At 64.0% G+C, this 18,736-nt stretch carries 13 protein-coding genes; 5 read left to right on the top strand and 8 right to left on the bottom strand.

Annotated elements, in window-relative coordinates:
- The first annotated feature begins 643 nt into the window (after positions 1 to 643).
- On the top strand, positions 644 to 3,547 hold the full coding sequence (locus AL755_RS10125) for a glycosyl hydrolase family 95 catalytic domain-containing protein (RefSeq protein WP_054010896.1): 2,904 nt from the start codon (positions 644 to 646) through the stop codon (positions 3,545 to 3,547).
- A 79-nt stretch (positions 3,548 to 3,626) separates the two neighbouring features.
- Here the strand turns inward: AL755_RS10125 and AL755_RS24565 are convergent.
- The 6 genes from AL755_RS24565 to AL755_RS10095 form a co-directional block, all read right to left on the bottom strand.
- Positions 3,627 to 4,927, bottom strand: a protein-coding gene (locus AL755_RS24565) for an IS3 family transposase (protein WP_445290510.1) whose coding sequence is annotated in 2 segments (ribosomal slippage) — positions 3,627 to 4,510 and positions 4,510 to 4,927 — 1,302 coding nt in all. Because the reading frame shifts where the segments join, the coding sequence is not laid out codon by codon here.
- A gap of 144 nt (positions 4,928 to 5,071) precedes the next feature.
- The gene (locus AL755_RS23220; RefSeq protein WP_150117089.1) at positions 5,072 to 5,401 is read right to left on the bottom strand and encodes a hypothetical protein; all 330 of its coding nucleotides are present in this window, start codon (positions 5,399 to 5,401) and stop codon (positions 5,072 to 5,074) included.
- A gap of 30 nt (positions 5,402 to 5,431) precedes the next feature.
- On the bottom strand, positions 5,432 to 6,568 hold the full coding sequence (locus AL755_RS10110) for a COG1470 family protein (protein WP_082369078.1): 1,137 nt from the start codon (positions 6,566 to 6,568) through the stop codon (positions 5,432 to 5,434).
- Positions 6,569 to 6,610: 42 nt separating this feature from the next.
- The gene (locus AL755_RS10105; protein WP_054010893.1) at positions 6,611 to 7,234 is read right to left on the bottom strand and encodes a hypothetical protein; all 624 of its coding nucleotides are present in this window, start codon (positions 7,232 to 7,234) and stop codon (positions 6,611 to 6,613) included.
- Positions 7,235 to 7,344: 110 nt separating this feature from the next.
- On the bottom strand, positions 7,345 to 11,655 hold the full coding sequence (locus tag AL755_RS10100) for a family 43 glycosylhydrolase (protein WP_082369076.1): 4,311 nt from the start codon (positions 11,653 to 11,655) through the stop codon (positions 7,345 to 7,347).
- A 176-nt stretch (positions 11,656 to 11,831) separates the two neighbouring features.
- Positions 11,832 to 12,866 (bottom strand): NADP-dependent oxidoreductase, encoded by a 1,035-nt coding sequence (locus tag AL755_RS10095; RefSeq protein WP_054012990.1) that lies wholly within the window; start codon positions 12,864 to 12,866, stop codon positions 11,832 to 11,834.
- 142 nt (positions 12,867 to 13,008) lie between these two features.
- On the opposite strand from AL755_RS10095, the gene AL755_RS10090 reads away from it, so the two are divergent.
- From AL755_RS10090 to AL755_RS10075, 4 genes are all read left to right on the top strand, one after another.
- Positions 13,009 to 13,587 (top strand): TetR/AcrR family transcriptional regulator, encoded by a 579-nt coding sequence (locus tag AL755_RS10090; protein ID WP_054010891.1) that lies wholly within the window; start codon positions 13,009 to 13,011, stop codon positions 13,585 to 13,587.
- Between the two features lie 190 nt (positions 13,588 to 13,777).
- Positions 13,778 to 13,957, top strand: coding sequence for a hypothetical protein (locus tag AL755_RS10085; protein ID WP_054010890.1), 180 nt, complete (start codon positions 13,778 to 13,780; stop codon positions 13,955 to 13,957).
- Positions 13,958 to 13,973: 16 nt separating this feature from the next.
- Positions 13,974 to 14,936 (top strand): cation diffusion facilitator family transporter, encoded by a 963-nt coding sequence (locus AL755_RS10080; RefSeq protein WP_237762655.1) that lies wholly within the window; start codon positions 13,974 to 13,976, stop codon positions 14,934 to 14,936.
- Positions 14,937 to 15,098: 162 nt separating this feature from the next.
- A complete protein-coding gene (locus AL755_RS10075) occupies positions 15,099 to 15,776 on the top strand; it encodes a hypothetical protein (protein ID WP_054010889.1) in 678 nt (225 codons plus the stop codon).
- Here AL755_RS10075 and AL755_RS10070 read toward each other — a convergent pair whose 3' ends face one another.
- The gene (locus AL755_RS10070) at positions 15,777 to 16,592 is read right to left on the bottom strand and encodes a hypothetical protein (RefSeq protein ID WP_054010888.1); all 816 of its coding nucleotides are present in this window, start codon (positions 16,590 to 16,592) and stop codon (positions 15,777 to 15,779) included.
- Positions 16,593 to 16,695: 103 nt separating this feature from the next.
- A complete protein-coding gene (locus AL755_RS10065; RefSeq protein WP_054010887.1) occupies positions 16,696 to 18,723 on the bottom strand; it encodes an outer membrane protein assembly factor BamB family protein in 2,028 nt (675 codons plus the stop codon).
- Between the last annotated feature and the right edge of the window lie 13 nt (positions 18,724 to 18,736).

Below are 18,736 nucleotides of genomic sequence, written 5' to 3'. Positions count from 1 at the left end.
TGCGAATCCCCCAGAGGCATTGGTTGTCGTTGCAGCGCTTCCCTGAGAGTTGAGAGGGGAAGCCCGCAGCGCGGTTTCGCTTGCCGCGAGTGCGCTGTTCATCAATCTCGAACGAATCATCATTGATCTGCCTATGCCGTTTCTGGAGGCGAAAAAGTACGGTTGTGCACCTTTCGCATGTTCACGCAAACATCCACGCTGTGAAGTTTACGTAAACACACCCGTCATTGGCAATAGAAACGCACAAATCTTTTCATCCGATGCACTGAAATTCACATCCATGTGGATCGTCCGCGCTCCGAGGCGACTCCCAGATGCCCCTACAACGGCGCATTGGCGCCAATGACGCGCCACGCCAGGGTCGGAAAGTCCATTACCGTGACGCTATTGCCGCAGGCGACATATTCACGTAATGTTCTCGCCACCCGATGTTTACGTGAACATTTTAATCGATGCCAACTACCCCCACACAACCAAGCTAGGGCAGGTCAATGACGATTCACACCAGATGGAAATGCGGCGTCCGCGCCGAGCTCGATGTCCCCGAGATGCCGGGCGTACCCGTCCCCGGCGCCAGGAACCAACGCGCACGGGCGCCTCGCTCGGCACGAAACGTTCGGCCCATTGCAGACTCGAGGCAATCATGAACATCTTTGACAGGCCCCTCGGCAGGCGGGGCTTCCTGACTGCCTCGGCCCTGACCGCAGGAGCGGTGGTGCTTCCGGGCGCCCTGCTCTCCGCCCAGGACGCAGCGGCCCTGCCTGAAACGGCAACATTGCCGGAGCGGGGACTGTACGACACGGTGCCGGCGTCGTCATGGACCGACGGATTCCTCTCCGGCAATGGTGAGTTTGGCGCAGTATTCCATGGGTCACCGGCGCTGGAAAAGGTTGTCCTGAACCATCATCGATTCGTCCTCCCCAACGGCACCCGGACGGTGGAGCCACCCAACATAGCCTCCCGATTGGGGCAGGTACAGGACTTGGCACTCGCGGGCGACTATACGGGGGCGTCAAACGCCTTCGCCTCCGGCTGGTCCCTGAAGTGGACACAGACGTACCACCCCGGATACGAACTGCACTTGAGCAGTCCGGGCCTGGCCACGCCCACCGACTACGTGCGGACCACAAATTTTCGCACCGGGGAGGTGACCCACGCCTGGTCCGACGACTCCGGGACCTGGCAGCGGCGCGCATTCGTCTCCCGCGGCAGCCAGACAATTGTCCACGAGTTGCAAGCCTCCGCCCAGGGCACCATCAACACAGTCATCAGTGCAAACACGGCCCTCGAGGCAGTGCCGGGCAATGTCACCTACGGCATCACAACCTCGGTCAGTGGCCGCAACGGTTATCTTGAGGTCCGCGGCACCTACCCCGCGGGGCTGGGCGCGTACGGATTTGAGGGCGCCACCAGGGTTGTCATCACGGGCGCGGGGTCCTCGATCACCACGGACGGCTCCACGTTGACCGTCAACAAGGCCACCCGGGTCATCCTGCTGACCAAGCTTGCCAGGTACGAAGGAGCCAACGATTGGAATGGCCGTCCGCTCCATGCGGCGCTGAGCGTGCTCCTGACCGACTACGGCGCCCTGCTCCGCCGGCACGTCCCCGGCCACCAGGCCCTCTTTGACGGCTCAACCCTGGACCTCGGCGTATCCGTGCAGGACCGGGCGCTCTCGACGAGCGCGTTGACGAGCCGCCAGGCGGCAAACCGCTCAACCATCGACCTAGCACTGCTCGAGCGGATGTATGACTCGGGCCGCTACCTTTTTGCGAGTTCATCCGGGGTGCTGCCGCCTCGCCTGACGGGCATTTGGACGGGCAGCTGGGATGGTGCCTGGGCGGATGATTTCACCACCGACGCCAACATCAACCTCCAGGTTGCCGGCGGCAATATCCTCACCAGCGGCGCCATGGACGGTTATTTCGAGTTGATCCTGGGCCAGCTCGACGATTGGCGCACCAACGCCCGGAACATCTACGGCGCCCGGGGGTTCCTTGCTCCGACGCGGACCGACGGCGAATACGGGCACATGCTCCACTTCAACAGCAGCGACTTCCCCGGCGAATGCTGGACCGGCGGCGCCGATTGGCTGCTGTTCCCGCTGCTCGAGTATTACCAGGTCACGGGGGACCAAAAGTTCTACAAGGACAAGCTTGGCCCGGCACTCATGGAGTTGGCGCTCTTCTACGAGGACTTCCTGACCCGCACCGACGCTGCCGGAAGGTCGGTGTTTGTACCGTCGTACTCAATGGAGAATTCGCCGTCCTCCACCGGCCAAATGCTCTCCATCAACGCAACAGCTGACATCATGGCCGGACGGCACGCACTCCAGGCCGCCGTGGATGCCGCCAAGACCTTGAACGTTGAGCAGGGAGCCGGGCAGGGTGTGGCTCGATGGACGGCCCTGCTGGCCAAGCTCCCGGACTACACGATCAATTCCGACGGCGCACTCGCCGAGTGGTCCTGGCCCGGACTCACCGACCGCTACAACCACCGGCACGTCTCCCACCTGTACGGCGCCTGGCCGCTCCACGAGATCAATCCCGAGGAACGGCCCGATCTGACCTTTACCGCACGCAAGGCCCTGATCATGCGCGGAGATGAGAACTATTCCGCCCATGGCAGCCTGCACCGTGCGCTAGCCTCCGCGCGCCTGAAGGACGGTGCCGGTGTTTACACCAACATCAAGAAGATCCTTGGGAACAACATGGTCTGGCGTTCCCTGATAACGTCGCACAATCCCGAACTGACCACCTACAATGCCGATGCGGCCCATGCCCTGCCCGCGGTCATCGCCGAGGCGTTGACCTACAGCAGGCCCGGTTTCCTGGAACTCCTGCCCGCGCTGCCCGAGCAACTCTCCAAGGGAACCATCACCGGTGTTCGCGGGCGCAACCGCGTCCTCGTCGAAAGCCTGACATGGGATATCGCCGGGCAATCGGCCGTGGCAACCATCGTCTCGGATATTACCCAGGACATCACCCTTGCCTGCCGGCGCGGCATCACCTCAATCACCGCGGCGGCGGCCACCGTGGCAGCCTCGCCCCTCGGCGATCATGCCCGTACGGTGCACCTCACGGCCGGCGTCCATGTGGAACTGCAGATTGGCCTGTTGCCGGCAATCTGCCAGCTCGTCAACCGGCAAAGCGGGAAGGTCATGGACGTTGAGTCCCAGTCCACCAACGACGGCGCCGCGGTGATCCAATGGTCCCCGGCGGGCGGCACGAATCAACAGTGGAAGCTGTTTTCCGGATATGACGGCTCGTTCCGGCTCTCAAGCGTCAAGAGCGGCAAGGTCCTGGACAACCCGGGCACCTCGATGACCGACGGGAAGCCGCTGGATCAATGGACTGACAACTTCAGCCCAAATCAGTGGTGGAGGCTTGTTCCGGCGGCGACGAGCGGGTATTACCGGCTCGTGAACGTGGCAAGCGGGCTGTGCCTTGACGTGACCGGATCGGTCGCCACGGACGGTGCCCGGCTTGTCCAAAAGACGCTCTCCACGTCCTCCGCGAGCCAGGAGTGGAAATTGGGCGCGATCTAGGGCAGGCCACAAAAAGGACGACTGGGCCCACTGCCGCTTGTGAACTGGTCCCCGAATGTTGGACTTGGTAAATAAGAGTCTAGGTAGCGAGTGCCTGGGCCCGGTATTCCATCGGGCTCAGGCACTCGAGTGTTAACGAGATGCGGTCTTTGTTGTACCAGCGGATGTAGTCCTCGAGTTCAGTGATGAAGCTTTCGGGGCTGGTGTGTTCTTGGTGGTGGAACATCTCTTCTTTTAAGTGTCCGAAGAAGTTCTCCATCACTGAGTTATCCAGGCAGTTGCCCTTGCGGGACATCGATTGGGTCATGCCGGCGTTGCTGAGTAGCTTCTGCCAGCTGGCGTGTTGGTATTGGAATCCTTGGTCCGAGTGCACCATTGGTGCCTCGCCCGGTCCCAGGGTGCTGATCGCATCGCTGAGCGATCGGTTGGTGAAGGCCGTGTTGGGCGACTCGGAGACCGCGAAGGAGACCACGGAGCGGTCGAACAGGTCCATGACCGGGGAGAGGTAGACCTTGCGGTCCGCGACCTTGAACTCGGTCACGTCGGTCACCCACGTCAGGTTCGGTGCCGCGGTGACGAACTGGCGCTTGAGTAGGTTTTCAGCGATCTTGCCGACCTGGCCCTTGTAGGAGGAATACCTGCGGCGACTGCTGCGGACCTTGCAGAGCAGGTTCTCGGCGCGCATCAGCTTTAACACGGTCTTCTTCGCCACCTGCCATCCCTGGCGGCGCAGGAACGCATGGATGCGTCGGTGCCCGTAGCGGCCCTTGGCCTCGGTGAAGACCTCGTGGATCCGGGCACGGAGTTCTGCGTGCCGGTCAGGGGCCGTGAGCGCGGCCTGGCGGTGGAAGAACGTAGAGCGGGGCAGCCCGGCCGCGGCCAGGAGCAGGGGCAAGGGGTGAGAGGCCCTGAGGGCGATCACGGCGCTGACCTTCAACGCGGTGGTTGGTTCCTCAAGGCCCGTACTTTTTTTAGGTAGGCATTCTCGGCCTGCAACCGCTGGTTCTCAAGGCGCAGCTTCTCAAGCTCGCTAACCTCGGTAGGCAATTGGTCCACGGCGGTGTGTGGGCGGCCCCTCGGCCGGGGCTTGAGAGCGTCCTCACCGTCCTGGCGATACCGCCGAACCCAGCTTTGAACGAGTTTCGGCGAACTCAAGTGATACAACTGGGCCAGTTCCGTCGATGTTGCTTCAGCAGCGAGGAACTGACGAACCACCTTGATCTTGAACTCAAATGAATACGCTGGCACAGCCGGTCGTCTATCCAAAGCGGCCCTACCCCAAATCTTGAAACGTTGCTCCAAGCGCTTACAGGCATCCCTGCTGACCTGCAGCCGAGAAGAAACCGCACCATAGCCGAAGCCTTCCTCGAACAACCCTATGGCAGCAACCCGCTGCCGAGCACTCAACGAACTCCGCGAATCCATAAAAAACTCCCCGAAAGTAAGGAACCGAATTAATCAGTCCAACTTTCGGGGAGCAGTTCACTTGCGGCAGTGGGCCCAATCGTCCTTAAGCGAAGATATTTAGGGTCGGGCCGCCTGACGTCGCCGGCGGCCGGCCACCAGCACCCCGCAGCCAAGGAAGGCGGCACCCGCGCTGGCGGCAAGCATGGCGAGGGAGTCGTTTCCGGTGGCTGCCAAAGCCGGTTTTGGGCATCCGTTGGCGCCCGGGCAGCCACCTTGGGGTGCTATCCGGACCGTCAGGGTCACCCCTGATTGATCCGTTTGTTCGGCATATGCCGGTGACGCAGCCGTGACCAGGAGCAACCCCAGCATCGCGGCTACGACCACGCGGTTTCCATGGCGTCGAGCCCGTGAACCGCCATTGCGCCGGCCCGGTTGGGTTTGCAGCATTGTTTTATTCAAGATGTGGTTGTTCCCCCGTTAGATGGTCTCTCGGTCAAAGCCTGCCTCGCGACGGCCCAGCTGGCGGGCCTCCCGGACCAGCTGCTGGACCTTTTTCTTTTGTCGCATCCTTCCCCAAAGTAAACCGCCGGCCATCAGTGTCAAGGCCAGGATGACGATGAGCTGCGGCCAGGGGATGGCCCACACGGTGACGTTGTGCAGGATGGGAGGGAGGCCGTTCACCGATCCGTTGGTCTCTACGACCGCCTGGGTGACGGTCACCGGCAAGGTGACCGCCCCCAACGGCCACACATCCCGGACCTGGATGCTGACGGTCCGCTTTTCGCCAGGCAAAAGTTCCGCCTGGGTTGTTGAACCTCCGGCATCCTTCGCCCCGGCCGCAGGGTCGGTCCCGGAAGCGGCACCCACCCTGAGCCGGACGTTGCCGGTATTTTCCAGCACGACATCCAGCGTGGCCTCCCCCGGTGCGAACGGATTCCAGGACGTGGCGTAGCCCGCCGTCGAGCCAAGCTGCAGCCGGGGGGTGATGACCCCCTTGACGCGGGTCATGACACGGAAACCGACCCGGCTTTCCACATCCACCTGCGAACCCTTTGAGGTCCCTTGGGAGTGGATCGAGGCGGCGATACCCGCCGCGTGGTCCCCCGGAGTCGCGTTTGCCGGAACTTTGACGGTGAACGGAACCACCGCCGTCGCCCCTGCCGCCACGGTGACCTGCTTCTTCACGGAAATCCAGGTGCCTGAGTCCACGGATCTCGCATCCGAGGGGAGCATGTTGAACCGTCCCGTCGACGTGAAGTAGCCGTCCGCCGCGGTGATGGAGAAGGTGACCTCCCGGTCCCCCAGATTCCTCAGGGCCAGGTGGTCGCCGGCTGTGGCGCCGGGATCAAGTTCCAGCTCCACCCAGGGCCGGCCGTCCGCCCCCGATGCCTTGGCCGGGCTGACGGCCCAGGTCACCGGAGACTTGTTTCCCGGCTCGGCGGACGCCGCGGCGACGGGAATGAGGCTCGCCTGTGCCGCCACGCCGAGGATGGCCAGAACCGAGATGATTCGTGCCCAAACCGTGCCAAGGGAGGCAAGCGAGGGCCAAGCGTGTCGGCTTGTGCCGGCCGGTTGACGTCGGCGGGCGTTGCCGCGTCTAGGGTGCAGTTCCATGGTGCAGATTCGCTTTCTCTTCAGGTAGTCCGCGGTGCGGGCTTATTCGAAGAGGGAGAGGGTGAGCTTGGCCGTGTAGTCGCCGGGCGCCACGGTGGCCGGCGTGCGCAGGAACAGGTTGGCCGACGCCGTCCACTGTCCCTCGCTGGCGATCGTGCCGGAGTCAAACGCCAGGGCAAGCAATTCCTGGTCCACCAGGCCAACCGCATTGGGCCCCGAGTCCATCACCGTATCAACCTGGTCACCGCCGGCAACCAAACCGGCGGCGCCGCCGTCAATGATCTGGGGCGACCACCCCAGGTGCGAGGCGCTGATCGGGTCCTGGCCCGCGCTGCCGGTAAAGTCCGACGATGTGCCCAGCACGTACCAACCGGCACCAGCCGGAATGTCGGCGGCGGACCTGGTGTCCGTCACGGTCACGGTCGGCAACTTTCCCGTGAACTGGCGCACGGTACCGGTCGACCCATTCTCGGTGAGTGCCGCCGTCGTGCCCGCAACACTCATCGCCAACACGCCGGGGACGTCGAGCTTGCTGATCCCAACGGATACGTCCACATCGTTGTGGCCGTGGTTTTCCTCGGCCATCGCCATGCCGGCAACGCCGGCCAACAGCACCACGCCGGTCGTGACGGCCGTGCAACGGACGGCAAACTTCACTTTGTTCATTTCTGGGCTCCTCTATAAGTGACCCGGCAAACAGCCGGGCTGGATCATGGACGGGAACCGCCGGTGGTCCCCCAACGACGGACCACCGGCGGTTCCTTTACTCTTAGCTTCTAGTTGCAGGTTGTTGCGTTGTACGGTGCATTGATTGAGACCGTGACAGGCTTGCCATTCACGGTGCCCGCCGCCTCCACCGCGACCGAACCGGACGGCAGTGTGGTGGCCCGGGTCGTGTAGGCCTCCACGGCGTTCTTGCCCGCGCCAACCGCATCGAAGGACTTGGTTCCGAAGGCGGAGGTGAACTTCACCTGGACCGGGCCGGTTTCATTGTTCGTCGCCTGCACGGTGACCAACGCCTTCCCGGCAATGCACTTGGTGCCTGCCGCCACGGCCACTTTCAGGGCCGGGGCCACCGGAACCGGGTTGGCGATCATGAGCCAGCTGAGCTGGACGTCGGGTCCTCTTGTGGGGCTCAACGCAAAGGCAATCTTCCCGTCGGCGGCCACGGTGACGTTTTTGTACGCGCCGGTCTGGTAGTCGCCGCTGAATTGATGATCGGCCTCGACCACGGCGCCGTTGATGCTGACCTTGGCACCGCGGTTGTTCCACTGGGCCCACGGGTCGTAGTAGCCGGCATAGACCGTGTAGGTTCCGGGGGCCAGCCCGGTGAACCGGTACGTAAGGTCCCGCCCCGAGACGGCGTAGCGAAGGGTCGAGAACATGTCGCCGTCCACAGTGCCGGAGGTCCCGCTGCCGGCGCTGTCATAGCCCCAGCTCACCTGCGTTCCGGGGTCCACGCCGTACGCCTGGTCGGGGGTGCTGTTCAGGACGTGCCCGGAGGCGGCCGCGGCACCCATCAGCTGGGTCCAGTCAGCGGTTCGCTGGCCCCCTGCATTGACGGCGTACTGGACTCCGTTGGGCACCACGGGGATCGTGCGGGTGAAAGTCCGTCCGCCAAATCCCGGCAGCGTTCCGGTGGCCGTAATGATTCCGGGCGTGTCCGTGGCGCCGACAACCTTCCACTGCACGGCTTGCACAGTGCTCTGGCCGCTTTGGGTGACCGTGACGGATGCAGGGTTGAACGCCTGGCCCACGGCCAGGCTCGTCGGCACCCCGCTCACGGTCCAGCCAGAGTATTGATTGAGGTCCTCAAGGCGCCATTCCGACGGCGTGGGGATGTTCAGCGTCTTGCCGCCCTCCCCCATCTGGATGGGCAGCCAGACCATTTGTGCGTTGGCCAGGTCGGTGCCGCCGTTCCAGCGGTCGCCCATGTAGATGAATTTGCCCGCCTTTGCGTCGACGGGGATGATCGACGTCGGCTGTGAATTGTCCGAGTTCCCGGACGTGTCGGAGGCGAACGGATCGCCGACCTCGCTCCAGTCACCGAGGATGCTGGCGGCCGTTCCGTATTTGGAGGGGTTCGGCGACCATCCGGAGGTCCCCGAGGTGATCAGGAAGTAGCGGCCCTGGTAGCTGAACAAGGCGGGCGCTTCACGCGACTCGCCCACGAAGACCCGCCGGTAGTCGACACCCTCCACGGCCTTGTCCGGGGATGCCGAGAGGTCCGTGTAGTCCGCGTTGAGCTTGGAGATGAACATGGTTTGGTTCTCTTCGCTGGAGTAGATGATGTACCCCGTGCCGTCGGTGTCGACGAAGAGGTTCATGTCCCGTGCCATGCCCGGGTTGTTGGGGGCGTGGTTGCTTGAATCCGAGGGATTGGCGTAGTCCAGCCGTGAGCTGTCGATGTAGCGGAACGGCCCGAACGGGCTGTCGGCGATCGCCACGCCGGCGTTTGCCTTCGCATACTGGGCGTTCGAGGACGCCGACGGGCCGTCGGCGTGCATCCACATCACCCATTTGTTGGTGGCGGCGTTGTAGATGACCTTGGGCCGCTCAATGATGGGCGGGTTGACATTTGGATCACTTTGAACCGTGCCGAGGTCCCGGTAGACGGCATCTTTTTGGCCGGCCGAGTACCCTGCGTAAAGGTCCTGGAAGTACGGATCGGTGGTGAATTGGTCAGCTGAGGTCATGGCCCGCAGGGCCACCCCCTGGTCCTTCCAGTTGTACAGGTCATAGGAGCTGTAGGCGTGGACGCCGGGGGAAGAGTGGTATCCGTTGGTGCGGTCCTCACCGTACAGGTAGTAGATGGTGCGCCCGGAGTCATCCTTCGAGGTGACCACCTGACCGCCGTGGGCCTGGATGATGTTGCCGGCGTCGTCGCGCCATTCCTGTCCGGGCTTGAAGCTGGTGTAACCCGTGCCCGCATCGGGTGCCGGCACGAGGGTGAAGGCCTGGTTTGCACCGCCGTTGGAGCTCCAAAGCCCGACGGCGGCCCCGTCGCCGGTTGCCTGGTTGGCCACATCCAGGACCTGCTGCCGCCCGGCGTTGAGGAGACTGAAGGAGGATCCGTCGGTGGTGCTCACCATCCATTGTGCGGAGGTGTCAGTGCGGGCATCGGCGTCGGTCAGCGTGCGCAGCATGGTTCCGTTGGCGTCGGCCGTCAAGGCCCGGCCATCGGCCAATCTCAGCACGAAGCGGTCACGGGCGGTTCCGTCACCCGTGACGACCTTGGTTGCAGTCCAGACCTGCGTGGGGACAAAGGCGGAATCGCCCAGCACCGTGGCGGGTGATCCGGTGCTTGCCGTCAAGGCCTTGCCGCTTTGCACACCGACGATGCTGTAGGACTTGCCGTCCTGCAGTGACGGGGCATCCGCAGCCACACCGCTTGCGCCCTTGATGACGAAGGTGGTGACTGATTTGGCCGGAACACTCACGATGGCCGAGTGCGTTGCCGGATCGATGGTGACCGGTGTCCCCGTGACCAGGGCATTCGCCGTCGGGTCAACGGCGGGCGATTCCGTGGTGACGACGGGAGTGACGGTCGCGCCGGCGGTGATCGTGGCGAAGCGGGACAGGTCGATCTTGACGGTGTTGGCCTGGCCGGAGTCGTTGGTGTGCACCATGGTCAGCCCGGAGCCGTCCTTCTTCAGGGCCGAGGTGGTCTTCGTATCGCTGGTGGGAATGATTCTGTCCCCGGGCACGATGTAGTGGGTGAAGTTGCGAATGGTGTTGTACTTCGAGTTCACCTCGGTGCGGCATGAAGGATCGGCCTCGCCATCGGCGATCCGCCGGGCAGAGTTGCCGTCGGCGTTGCAGTCAAAGTCGATGAACACCGAACCCCAGTTCTTCTTCTCACCGAGTTGCATGTTGTAAAGGTCCTCCACGGGCTGCCACAGCACCCATGCCTGGGGGTCGAGTTCCCGGAGATCGTCGGTGATTTGGCCGGCGATTCCGAGGCCGTTCTCGATGCTGTCCGGATTCCAGGAGTTGCCGCCCCAGTTTCCTTCAACCTCGCTCATCCACAACGGTTTGCCGGCGGCCTTGGAAATATCCCGTGCCTGGATCCGGTTTCCGGTGGAGTAGGTGTGGACGTTCAGCTGGCTTACGGCCTGTTGTGCCGCGGGCGTCCAGCCTTGCCAGTCCTGGACGAATCCTCCCGGGGAGGTTTCATCGGGACCGGAGACCTTTGCCGTGGTGGAAGTGCCGGGCTTGGCCAGTTCGGCGGACAAGGCCGTGAGCACCTGGGATTGCAGGGCCGGCCCGGCGTGGGCGCCCTCCTGTCCGCCACCGGTTGGCAGGCCGTTGCCGCCGATGGTGGTTCCCCAGTAGTTCGTGTTGGGTTCGTTGAGCGGGTCGATGGAGTCGAAGTGGATGCCGTTGGCTTGTTCCACATGCTGTGCGACGGTTTTGAGATAGGTGGCGAACTTGCCGACGGCTTCGGGCTTGATCTGATCGGCGTTCGAATCCGTTCCACCGCTGACGTAGCCGCTCTGCGTCATGAAGTAGGGAGGCGAGTTGCTAAATGCCTCCCAGTCGGTCACCTTGTCCTTGATGGCAGACACCCAGGCGCGCTGCGAAGGGTCGGCGTCAAAATTGTAATCCGAGGCGTTCGCACCAGTCCACGCAGCGAGGTATCGATCCCGGTCGGCGAAGTTTGAGGTGATGGGTCCGGCAGCGTCGGACAGTCCCGCGTTGGGGTTCCACCAGCCTTGGACGGCGCCGCCGGGACGAAGGTAGTTGGGGATGTCGGTGGCGTTGCCGCCGCCAATGTTGTAGCGGGCGATGTTGAGGTTCAGGCCGTCCGCGCCGAATACCTTGTCGATGAGCGCATCACGGGTTGCCTGCGGATACTGGCCCGTGGCATTGGCCATCCAGGCCAGGCTGGTGCCCCATCCCTTGAATGCCGGGCCCGTTGCGGCGGGGTTTGGAGTCAGGACGGCGTCCACGGGCGTCGGTGCGTCCGCGGGTTCCACGGCGTTTGCGGCCACGGGTGCGAGTTGGAGTGCAGCAAGAACGATCGAAGAGGTCGCAAGCGCCGCGGCTATGCGGCGGCTTGGCGGCACTTTCGGTTTTGACACCATTGTCGAATCCAATCTGAAAATAAAGGGAAATGTTCACGTAAACAGTGAACAGTTTACGTAAACATACTGCTCGAGGGAAGGGCCGTCAAGAGTATTTCCCGGACACAAAAAGGCGCCCGACCGGATTTTTCCGATCGGGCGCCTGCGTGTGGCTGCGTCGTGGTGCGGGTCGAAGCCTACGCCGTCGCGGGCACGGGCACGGCGGTGCGAACCACCATCTTGCCCGTGTTTGCGCCGCGCATCATGTCGAGCAGCGCATCGACCGCATGGTCAATGCCGTCAACAACCGTCTCGTCATAGGCGATCCTGCCGTCGGTGAACCACCGGGTCATATGCTGGTTGAACTCCGCCGCCAGATCCAAGTGGCTCCCCAGGGTGAAGCCCCTTAGGTTTAGTCCTCGGGTGATCAGGTTGACCATGTTGTCGGGGCCGGCCTTGCGCTCGGTGGCGTTGTAGCCGGCGATGGCTCCACACAGTGCCGCGCGTCCGCCCGGTTTGAAGACGTCAAGTGCGGCTTCGAGGTGGTCGCCGCCGACGTTGTCAAAGAACACATCGATGCCGCCGGGTGCGGCTGCGGCGAGCTGCTCGCGCACAGGACCGGACTTGTAGTTGAAGGCCGCGTCGTAGCCGTACTTCTCCGTCAGCAGGGCTACCTTCTCATCACTGCCGGCCGAGCCAATGACCCGGCCGGCGCCCAGCAGCCGGGCGATCTGGCCGGCAGCAGTTCCCACTGCACCTGCGGCACCCGAAATGAAGACCGTGTCCCCGGGTTTCATGCCCGCGATCGCGGTCAAGCCAACGTAACCGGTGAACCCGGTCATGCCGAGGATCCCCAGGTAGAGCGACAACGGCACGCCGGGAATTTCCGGAACGATCTTGAAGCCGGCGCCGTCTTCCTGGACTACGTCGCGCCAGCCATATTGGTGCAGCACCACTGAGCCCACGGGAAGGTCGTCACGGGCGGATTCAACAACCCGGCCAATCGCACCCCCGGTCATGGTCTCACCCAGGGCAAAGGGGGCAGAGTAGCTCTTGGCGGCACTCATGCGCCCGCGCATGTACGGGTCGACGGAAACATACTCGTTGACCACACGAACCTGGCCCGGAGCAAGAGCGGGAAGATCCACCTGCACGGTTTTGAAGTCGCCGGCAGTTGGCCATCCGACAGGGCGGGCCGCAAGCTGGATTTGGGTACTGGCGGAGTGGGTCACGGTGGCCACTTTCTTTCTGGGAAGACAGGTTTGGAGGAAGGCGCGGAGATCGAAGAGATGCTCCGGGCAACTCCCATGGCATATTATGTATTGACTGGTCTACTATATAATGAACTGATCAGTCCACAAAATGAGGGGCAGGATGGGACGCACGCAGACCTTCGACACCGAGGACGTCATCCGCTCGGCGCGAACGGTATTTTGGGAACACGGTTATGAGGACGCATCACTGCCGGACCTGGAACGGGCCACCGGGCTGAGCAGATCAAGCATCTACCACGCCTTCGGCAGCAAACGCGGACTCTTTGATGCAGCCCTGGCAAGCTACCTGGCTGAAATCATCCGGCCGCGGCTGATGCCGCTGAACTCCCCCGTTGTCGAGCCGGACGCGATCGTGGAGTACTTCACCGGCCTCCGCGCGGCCCTCGCCCAACGCGGCACCCTGCCGGCCGACAACGGCTGCCTGCTTCTGAACTCCGCCGGCGCGCCTATCTCCAATGAATCGGCCGTCAGCCTCACGATTGCAGGCTACAGGCAGGAACTCACCGCCTCCCTGCTCCATGGAATTGCGGCCCACCGTCCGGAATTGGACGCCGGGGGGCAGCAACAGCTTGCCACCGTGCTCAGCTCGCTGGTCATCACGGCCATGACCCTGGCCCGCGTCGACAATCTGCAGTCGTTGACCACCCTGGACACGGCGCTGGTGCTGCTGGCGAGGTGACGGCGGAGAGTTCGATGCGCGGCCGGGCACCGTCGGTGTGGCGGCGAACCCGCGTGGGTCCCTGGGGCCTTGACCCGTGGACGCGCACCGACCGTCTCGTTAGCATGGGCAACAAGGGTAGACGAGCGACGACGGGAGAGTTCCGCAGCAACCCGAGGGAAGCACGAGCAATCGACGAAAGGCTTGAGCGATGAATGACCGCAACCCCACCGACCCGGAGCAACCCGTCAACCCGGAGCCGCTGGTTCCGGAACCGTCCCCGGCAGATCCTGACCCCATGGAACCGGACGGGCCCGATGATCCCGGACCGAAGCCCGGCACCGTCCCGCCACCGGACCCGTTCCTCCCGACTGCCCCGCCTGTGATCTAACGCCGAGGGGAATCGGGTGTACAGGAACGGGGACGTTCTTCCACCGGACACCAAAAATGGCCGGATTTCGGCGACGGTGATCTTCGCCTTTTGCATCAATGTTTTGGTGGCGGCAGCCAAGACCGCGGCCGCACTCATTACGGGCTCGGCGTCCATGGTGGCCGAGGCCGCGCACTCCTGGGCGGATACGGGAAACCAGATATTCCTCCTTTTTGCCGAGCGAAAGTCCGTCCGTCCCCGGGATGCGGCACACCCGCTCGGGTATGGGCGGGAAGCCTATGTGTGGTCGATGTTCGCCGCGTTTGGGTTGTTCGCCGCGGGTGCCGCGGTGTCGATCATGAACGGCGTGCAGCAACTGATGTCCCCCGAACCTGCCGCCGACTTCGTGGTGGCCTACGTCGTCCTGGGCGTCGCTCTTGTTCTGGAGGGTTTCTCCTTCCTCCAGGCCCTGCGGCAAGCCCGCGGCGACGCCCGGAAACAAGGCCGGGCAGTCTTGGACCACGTGCTGAACAGTTCCGACACCACGACCCGAGCGGTATTCGCCGAGGACGGGGCGGCCCTGGCCGGCATCGCCTTGGCGTTTGCGGGGATCCTGGCCCACCAGTTGACGGGTTCACCCGTTCCGGACGCCTTGGGTTCCATTGCGGTGGGCCTGCTTTTGGGCTGCATAGCCGTGGTGCTGATCCAGAAGAACCGGCGTTTCCTGGTGGGCCAGGCCGTCACCCAGGACGTCAGGCGTGCCGTGGCCGGTCAATTGTTGGAGGGGAAGGAAATTGACCGCATCACGTACTTGCACCTTGAGTTTGTTGGGCCCCGCAAGCTTTACCTTGTGGCGGCAGTCGACCTCACCGGCGACGACCCCGAATCCGAGGTGGCTGCCAGGCTGCGCGCCATTGAACGGGAAATTGAAGCTCACGACGGCATCGAAGAGGCCGTCCTGACACTTTCCACGGCAGGGGAACCCTCCCTGACCTTTTGACGCTCGGAGGTTCGCGAATTGCCGTTTGCCCGGGCTTCGAATCCGGGGCCATGGCGAATCAGGGAGTCCGGCCAGTGAGGCGAGGATCACTGTGCGTCGGGATGGAACGCTCCCCGGAGGCTGGGAAGATTGAAGGGCAGCTTTGACCTACGGAGACCCACCTTGAAGACCTTGATCCAAAAATTCCTCGCCCTCTTTTCCGCCGCCCACCAGGAAAATCCCGAACTCCATGAAGCCCGGCTCCCCCTGGACGGCATGCCGCTGGCCAGCGCAGCCTACCTGCGTGAGTTCGCCCAGCGGCTCGGATTGGAAGTGGACGACCTCTCCCCCGCCGAACAAGCCGAACTGAAGGCTCGTTTGGACCACTCCATGGATTTCCGGGAGGAAAACTATGGCGAGCTGTACCATGCGGTCTACCAGCTCGGACACGGCTATTCCCTCAGCGACGCCACCCGGGTGAGCGCACGAATCAGCGCCATCAGTGAGGAGCCGGCCGCCCGGGCCTACCTGGACTACCGCGAAAACGCCGTCGCCGCCGAGGCCCTCATGGCCGCCGGAGCCCTCCTCGAACAAGAAGGTGACCTCAACGCCGCCCACCGCCTCTACGACCTGGCCGAGGCCCGCCGCCACCGCAGCTCCCTTTTGGAATCCAGCCTGGAGATTGTGCCCGGCATGGAAGCCATCCACCATGAGGCCGTCTCCACCAGCGAGGACACCCCCACCGTGGCCAACTACGTGGTCGAGGTTGCTACCGTCGACGAGACTGACGCCGAAGATGAAGCCGGGAACGACGACGTCGACCCTGCAGAAAGTGCCACCGGGGCCGAGCGGGCCGCCTAGTTAGAAGTCGTAGTCGATCCGCCAGTCCGCGACCTGGCCGGGAGCAACGGTGCGCTCGATCATCGGCTCCCAGGAAAACGTGTGCCGGTTTCCCCAGATCGGGAAGTAGGTGGGTGCGTAGTTGCAGCTCGCACCCACCAGGCCCAGCACGGGGTGCCGCTGGAGGATCACCAGCTCGCCGCTTCGAGGCACGTCCAGCGCCTGGTAGTAGTCCCCCGTCCAGGGCCAGCCCAAGCGACAAAGGTAGCCGTTCGGTGAGATCCCGTAGGCCTCATTTTCGGGCAGCTCCACTGCCAGGTTGAGCTTGATCAATTCGTCCGAGCCTTGGGGCAGCTGCGGAAAGAAGGGGTGGGGGAACCAGATCAGCGGCAACCGGTCGGCACCGACGTTGCGCAGCACGGTGTTTGACCGAACCGTGCGTCCCGCGAGCGTGACCGTCCGTTCGAGCTCTACAGCCCACCCCTGAAACTCCTGCCGGGTCGTGAAAACGATCGACCGCCGCGTGGAATCGATGGTCCACCGGCACGGTTCGCGGACCGTGTTCCCGACGAGGTCGCACACGCCGACGCCGAGCACCAGGGCCGGCGCGTCCCGGGCGCCCCGCAGGGGTGCCAGGTTGAACGAGTCGGGGATGCCCTGCCCGTCGAACACATTGTACGAATCCGGAAATGTTGGGCCGGACAGCAGCGGTCCAAGCGTTTTGTCGGTGACCTGGAAGATGTAGCCGCCGGAGCAATACCGCGTCCCCAGATAGTCCCGGTCGTTTCGGGGGTCGATGATGTCGACGACCAGCTGGTCGTTCTCGATCGTCAGCATGGCCGGAACCTGCAATTCGTTGTGGGGTTGAACGAGTTGAGCAGGAACAGCCTATAGGGCGGTCGCGGCCGGGCCGGGTTGATTCGGCCCGGCCGCGACCGTTTTATCGACGCGGTCGGTCGTCGATCCGGACCAGGTTGCGGCCACGCATGGTGTACAGCATGCCGTGTTCGTCGTTGGCGATGTGCGGTCCGCTGTACCAGCCGCCGTTGATGGCCGCGACCACCGTGGTCACGGCAAACGTCCTTGGATCAAAGCGGAACACGGTCGAATCCGATGCGGCGTACACCGCGCCACGGTTGACCACCATCGCGGAGAACCCCGGGCAGATGGCGCGCAGATCGGCGGTGTGGACCACCGCGCGACGCCGGAGGTCGATGACGAAGAAGCCGCCCTGCAGGCTCAGCCCGTACAGGTGGCGGCCCAGCACGGCCAGCGACGCCACGCCATTCACCTGTCCGGATTCGATCCGCCACAGCTCCTTGCCGGCCACCGGGTCCCAGGCAACCACGGTGCCGCGCTGGCCCGTCTTTTGTGCGTTGTCCCCGCCCAGGTAGGCCGTGCCGTCGCCGGCCGCGACGGCACGGACCATCTGGATCTTGTCAATCGGATTGACGAAGGATTTGGCCTTGCCCGTCCTGGGGTTGAAGGCCGTCAGCGCGCCGCCGCCGTCGGCGTCGTCCTGCACGCCCACCAGGATCAGGCGGTGCCGCTCGTCCCACTGCACGTCGAGGGGCCGGTTTTGCCCTGCGGGAAAGGTGGCCAGTTGGCGCGGGCCCGTGGAACTTCGCGGGTCGTAGTGCCAGATCCCCTGTGAATCGTACTGCCCCGTGTACAGGGCACCGCCAACCACGACGGCGTCCTTTGCCTCACCCGGCAACTGCAGGTTGAGGACTTGGCCGTTGCGCAGGGAGTGGCGGGCCACCGTGCCCGTGCCGCCCACGTAGACGTGGCCGCCGCCGGCCGCGATGCCCATGGCGAGTTGCGGGTCCACCGGCGCCCCGGCATTGCCGAGGTCGGTGACGATTGACGCACCGCTTGCGGGGTCGATCTCCGCGACGAAGCCGTAGGCGGAGGTGACCTCGAGCTTGCCCGAATACGCATCCACGCCCCAGATTTCACCGAGGTCGAGACCCTTGATATCGACGCTGGTGACCGTCTTGGCGGTGGTCGAGTAGACCTGGAGGCCGACGTCGGTGGAGTAGTAGATGTTGCTGCCGGTCGCGGCGAAGGTCTTGACGGTGACCCCGTTGGAGGCACACACGGTGTAGGAGGAGTAGTCGGCAAGGTCCATGCTGGCGAAGTGGGCGGCGCCCTGGGATCCGGAGGTGCCGATGGCAAGGGTGTTACCCACAACGGCCAGTGCCCGCAGGCTGGGGTCGCCCACGATTTCCCGGGGCACGATCGAGCTGAAGGTGCCGCGGGCCCGGTCGTAGGCGAACAAGGATGCCTTGCTCGCGCTCCCACCGCCGCCCAGTATGCTGCCCGCACCGAAGAACACGGTGGTGTTCGTTGCCGCGACGGCCCTCGCCAGGGTGGCATTGGGGTCGGGAATGCCAAGGCTCCTGATGGCGCCCGTGCCCGGATCGTATTCCCACAACGCGGGGGCCGTTGGCGAGCCGCCGCCCACGGCATACACTGTCCCGTCCGGGGCAACGTCGAGGTCCCGGACGTCGCGGTCGCCGATCTTGCCCAGCGTCACGGCCGGGGTGGCCGGCGTCGTCAGGTCCCAGCGGAAGAGGTTGGCGGGGTCGGTGGGGGTTTTCGACAACGTTCCGGCGTAGAGGTAGCGGCCGGTGGGGTCCGCGGCGAGGGACTGGATGGTGTAGCCGGAGCTGAGGTTGGTCCGTGACACCACCTTTTGGGTGGGCAGGTGGAAGCCGATGACCCTTGGCGGGTCAAGGTTTCGCGAACCGATGTAGATGGTGTCACCGACCCGCAGCCCGCTCATCAGCGAGAATTGTTCGGCGCCCGCGCCCAGGTCGGTGATGACCGGCCAGGTCCCGCCGCCATTCTTGTGGCCGGGGACTGTCGCGGCGTTGGCGCCCGCGAAAGGTATGGCGGCCGCTGCCAGGCCGATGGCCCCGCCAAGCTGCAAAACGTGCCGACGGCTCATGTTCGATTCATGCATCAGGACTCCTTGA

It is taken from the genome of Arthrobacter sp. ERGS1:01 (assembly GCF_001281315.1).
In the GTDB taxonomy this organism is placed as follows: Bacteria; Actinomycetota; Actinomycetes; order Actinomycetales; family Micrococcaceae; genus Specibacter.
The sequence above is the reverse complement of the archived record's forward strand: the minus strand, read 5'-3'. Positions and strand labels throughout refer to the sequence as shown.